This is a genomic window from Adhaeribacter sp. (genome assembly GCF_057359045.1).
In genome coordinates, this window is the sequence record NZ_JBMQUD010000036.1 from 1 (window position 1) to 4,869 (window position 4,869).

Genomic DNA, 4,869 nt, shown 5'->3' on the forward strand with positions numbered 1-4,869 from the left:
ATTTCATGGGCAATACCAGCAGTTAACTCGCCCAAAGAAGCTAATTTTTCTTGTTGCACCAATTGGGCCTGGGTAGCCTGTAATTCTTTTACAGTTTCCTGCAACTCGTCTTTTTGTTTTGTAAGTTCGGCGGTTCTCTCAGCCACCAATATTTCCAGCTCTTCTTTGCGGGCAGCTACAACTTTGTTTTGTTCGTCTTCAATTAACCGTTTTTTCCGTTCGGCTTCTAAAGCTTTTTGTTGTTTGTTAAAATTTACCAGAACCGCAATAAACCAGATAAAGCCACCCAACACGCCCATTTGGATATAATCTTCCCATTCTTTGTATAGGGTTGGGGCAATAAACTGCAGGAGCACACAACTTAAACTAATAAAAGTATAAGGGTAAGTTGCCTGCAACAAAGGTTTACTGGTTTTAAAAGCAGGTTGCCGATAAATAAAAGCAACAATGGCCAGCAGGTATAAAACAGCGGCTAACTCGCCAAACCGGTCTTTAAATAAAGTGGTAGTGGTAAAAAAAGCTGCAACGGTAACCCAACTCAGCACATTTAAGGGCGTATCCCATCTATTATGTTCCGGCAATATGGCTAAGGCTTTGCGCAGGCGCTTTAGTAATATAAAAGAAACTAAAAAAGAAAAGAAAAGCATAGCACCTACTTAGCAGATAAAATGAATCGGGTTTAAACGGGGTTTCAAATTAATGGATTGGTTTAACTCTTCCAATATATTCTGCAGGCTTGGGGTATATTTAAGTAAAATCATTCTGACCAAAGCCCATTTAAAGTTGCCGATGCCGGTTGGTGCTTGTTTTAAAAATATTCTGCTTACTTAAACTTATTTGTATAAATAAAGCCGTAACCGGCGTTAAGCCAGATTATGGCTGCCGCAATCTTCTAATAACCTTTAATTACTCTTTACCAAGAGCAAGCATAAATTACCTTTAATTGAATATTTATTTAATTATACCTTATTTTGCAGCAGCAAAAAAATCGGGCCGCCAAATAATCTCTTTCCAGTTTTAATTTTTAAAGCACCGGCTCAAGTAAAGCAAATTTCTATGTCTGAATACAATTTTATCTCGATTGAGAAAAAGTGGCAGCAAACCTGGGCCGAAAAACAAACTTACAAAACCGCGACGGATACGTCTAAACCCAAATTTTACGTGCTGGATATGTTTCCGTACCCATCGGGCGCGGGTTTGCACGTGGGGCATCCGCTGGGTTATATTGCTTCTGATATTGTGGCCCGCTACAAGCGGCAGCGCGGTTTTAACGTGTTGCACCCCATGGGTTTCGATGCTTTTGGTTTGCCCGCCGAACAATACGCCATTCAAACCGGTCAACACCCGGCCATAACTACCCGCGAAAATATCTCCCGATATAAAGAACAATTAAGCAGCCTGGGTTTTTCTTTCGACTGGAGCCGCGAAGTACGTACCTCCGACCCCGATTATTATAAATGGACCCAGTGGATTTTTCTGCAATTATTCAGCTGCTGGTACAACCAGGAAACAAACAAAGCCGAGCCAATAGAAACCTTAATTGCCAAGTTTAAAGCCAACGGTTCGGCTAAGGTAAAGGCTGCCTGCGACGAAGACGAAATTACCCATTTTACCGCCGCAGAATGGCAAAGCTTCAGCGAGAAAAAACAATCCGATATTTTGCTGCAGTACCGCCTGGCTTTTTTATCGGAAGCTACGGTAAACTGGTGCGCGGCTTTGGGTACCGTGCTGGCCAACGACGAGGTAAAAGACGGTGTAAGCGAACGCGGCGGCTACCCCGTGGAGCGCAAAAAAATGCAGCAATGGAGTTTGCGGATTACCGCCTACGCCGAGCGTTTGCTCAACGATTTGGAAACCGTAGACTGGAGCGAAGCCATAAAAGAAATGCAACGCAACTGGATTGGCAAATCGTTGGGTTCGGAGTTAACTTTCCAGGTAAAAGATTCGGAGCGGCAGCTAAAAGTATTTACCACCCGTGCCGATACCATTTATGGTGTAACGTATTTGGCCATTGCCCCGGAACACGAATGGGTACCGGAACTAACCACCGCAGATCAGCGGGCTACGGTAGAAGAATATGTAAACACGGCCAAAAACCGGTCGGAGCGCGACCGCATGAGCGATGTAAAAACCATTAGCGGTGCTTTTACGGGTTCATATGTATTAAACCCTATGAATGGCCAGGAAATCCCGATTTGGGTAGCCGATTACGTTTTGGCCGGTTACGGCACGGGCGTAGTTATGGCGGTGCCAGCCAGCGATTTGCGCGATTTTAATTTTGCGAAACACTTTAACTTACCCAATATTCCGGTTATAGAAGGTACCACCACCGAGGAGGTGTACGATGCCAAAGAAGGAAAAATGATTAATTCGGATTTCCTGAACGGTATGGAAGTAAAAGACGCTATGAAAGCCGCCATTGCTAAATTCGAAGAAATGGGCATTGGCAAAGGCAAAGTAATGTACCGCATGCGCGATGCCATATTTGGCCGCCAACGGTACTGGGGCGAACCCATCCCGATTTATTACAAAGACGGCGTGCCTTACCCACTGCCGGCAGAAGAGTTGCCGTTGGTACTGCCGGAAATTGACGCCTATTTGCCCACCGAAACCGGTGAGCCGCCCCTAGGCCGCGCCAAAGACTGGAAATACCAGGACCAATACCCATATGAATTAAGCACCATGCCGGGCTGGGCCGGTTCGAGCTGGTATTATTTGCGGTATATGTCGCCGGAAAATACCGGGCGCTTTGTTACCGCCGAAGACGAAAAATATTGGCAATCGGTACATTTATATATTGGTGGTTCTGAGCACGCTACGGGCCACTTGCTCTACTCCCGCTTCTGGTACAAATTTTTAGCCGATTTAGAGTTGGTTTCCGGTGTGGAGCCTTTCCAGAAATTGGTTAACCAGGGCATGATTCAGGGCCGGTCGAACTTTGTATACCGCGTAAACGGCACCAACCAATATGTATCGCATGGCTTGCGTAACCAGTACGAGGTAACCCCGCTGCACGTAGACGTAAATATTGTTGACAATGATATTCTGGATATAGAAGCCTTTAAAAAATGGCGATCTGAAAATGCGGAAGCCGAATTTATTCTGGAAGACGGCAAATATATCTGCGGGGTTGAGGTTGAAAAAATGTCGAAGAGCAAGTACAATGTGGTAAATCCCGATGTGCTGGTAGAACGGGTGGGCGCCGATACTTTGCGGATGTATGAAATGTTTTTGGGCCCGCTGGAGCAGTTTAAACCCTGGAACACCAATGGCATTGATGGCGTGCATAAATTCCTGAAGCGTTACTGGAAATTATTCTTCGATAATAATGGCAATTTTGCGGTATTGGATGAACAACCCACTCCAGCCGAGTTAAAAACCCTGCACAAGACCATTAAAAAAGTAGAAGAAGATTTAGAGCGTTTATCGTTTAACACCTCGGTAAGTACGTTTATGATTGCCGTAAACGAACTGACTACCCTGAAATGTAATAAACGCGCCATCTTGGAACCGCTAACCATTATTTTGGCGCCTTATGCCCCGCACATTACCGAAGAATTGTGGCAATTGCTTGGCCACGAAGAAAGTATTGCGTATGCGGCTTTCCCGGCTTGGGAAGAGAAATATTTAACCGAAGATACTTTTGAATACCCGGTTTCGGTAAACGGCAAAATGCGCGGCAAAATCACTTTCCCCCGCGATATGGCCAAAGAAGCCATTGAAAAAGAAGTATTGGCCTCCGGCGTTATCGATAAATATTTAGAAGGCAAAGCGCCTAAAAAAATAATTGTAGTGCCCAATAAAATTGTAAACGTAGTGGTGTAGGTTCGTTAGTCGCTGTTTGTAACAAAATATAATTTTAAAATAAAAGAGCCGCTAAATTACTAGCGGCTCTTTTATTTTAAATCTTTCCTTGTCGGGAGCGACCTTGCTTACGACTTTTATAAATCGGCTTCTGACCTGGTTAGAAATAGATATCCAGATAGACCAGAGTCAGGATAAAAGTTATCTTGGATTACTCTTTACTAGCTGTTAATCCGGGATATTCATCGGTACGGAAAGGAACCGCTGGCAAACCTTCTTTATTGTAAATATTGCCATCAGGGTTGTTGCTCCAATTATAACGTACTGCTACCGGGTTTTTAATGGTTTCGTTGTAAATAATAATGTCATTGCCATCCTGGTAACCTTTGGCCCACTTAAACTTTTTATCGGCGCCGGCAATGGCAAAACCGCGCACATACCCGTAATTATCTTTTAAAACCAAGCCAGAACCCGTGTTGGCAAACTTAATTCTTAATTTATCGCCTTCTACCTGCATGCTTTGGTAAGTTGGGCCCGAGTAAACTGAGTTTTCGTTGTAAGCCACTTTGTAAGCTGCTAAAGCCAGCCGCTTACCTACATCTTGTTTATTCCGTGGGTGAATATCATCGGGATTACCAATATCAATTGCGACGGCCATACCGGTTTTGGGCAAAGCCAAAGTCATGGTTTGCGCTTCGCGTAGTTCGGCCCATTCGTAATCCGTGGGTTCATCTTTGTCTTTCATGTAATTAGCCAACTGCACAAATAAAAACGGAAAATCGTAGCCCCATTGTTTGCGCCAGCCGGTAATCATGGCCGGAAATAATTTACGGTACTGGTACGCTTTACCGGCATTCGATTCGCCCTGGTACCAAATAGCTCCTTTTATGGCGTACGGTACCAAAGGAGCAATCATGGCATTGTATAAGGTAGTTGGCAAGCCTTGCATCCGCTCGGGTTTATCGGTGCGGTTTAGGTTTTCCTGCACGGATTTATCGTAACCCGGGAACTGCTTTAAAGAGGCGGCATCGGTCCAGGCTTCGGCGGGGGTTCCGCCCCACTCTG

The 4,869-nt window shown here is 44.8% G+C and carries 3 protein-coding genes; 1 reads left to right on the forward strand and 2 read right to left on the reverse strand.

Annotation, left to right across the window (positions count from 1 at the left end):
- Positions 1-647, reverse strand: a 647-nt coding sequence (locus ACO1R6_RS06170) for a sensor histidine kinase (protein ID WP_486263113.1), incomplete at its 3' end; no start/stop codon positions are given.
- A gap of 409 nt (positions 648-1,056) precedes the next feature.
- Between ACO1R6_RS06170 and leuS the strand changes: the two genes are divergently transcribed.
- Positions 1,057-3,825, forward strand: a complete 2,769-nt coding sequence (gene leuS, locus ACO1R6_RS06175; protein ID WP_486263114.1) for a leucine--tRNA ligase — start codon at positions 1,057-1,059, stop codon at positions 3,823-3,825.
- A gap of 190 nt (positions 3,826-4,015) precedes the next feature.
- On the opposite strand, the gene ACO1R6_RS06180 is transcribed toward leuS, so the two are convergent.
- The coding region (locus ACO1R6_RS06180) for a sialate O-acetylesterase (RefSeq protein ID WP_486263115.1) at positions 4,016-4,869 on the reverse strand (854 nt) is incomplete at its 5' end.